Annotated in this window: 1 protein-coding gene; it reads left to right on the top strand. The window is 40.1% G+C overall.

Features of this window, described 5'->3' with window-relative positions; all coding sequences use genetic code 11:
- Positions 1-32: 32 nt before the first annotated feature.
- A partial coding sequence (locus ACFIK0_RS09650) for an aminotransferase class V-fold PLP-dependent enzyme (RefSeq protein ID WP_375663953.1) occupies positions 33-294 on the top strand: 262 nt, incomplete at its 3' end.

Genomic DNA, 294 nt, shown 5'->3' with positions numbered 1-294 from the left:
AAGGTGATAACTGGGTGATTAAGGGGACTGCGATGGCTAAGTACCGCTTCGGTAAGCATATTATCACTACTAGTGTCGAACATGCAGCAGTACGTAATCCATTAGAACAGCTTAAAGAATTAGGATTTGATATTACTTACTTGCCAGTTGACAAGGAAGGGAGAATAAATCCTGCTGATGTGAAGGCGGCTATTCGGCCAGATACGATTTTAGTATCAATTATGGCTGTTAATAACGAAATTGGGACAATCCAACCAATTAAAGAGGTTCGCGAAATCTTAAAAGACTATCCCA

This window comes from Bartonella sp. CL63NXGY (assembly GCF_042194905.1).
In the GTDB taxonomy this organism is placed as follows: domain Bacteria; phylum Pseudomonadota; class Alphaproteobacteria; order Rhizobiales; family Rhizobiaceae; genus Bartonella.
The sequence above is the reverse complement of the archived record's forward strand: the minus strand, read 5'-3'. Positions and strand labels throughout refer to the sequence as shown.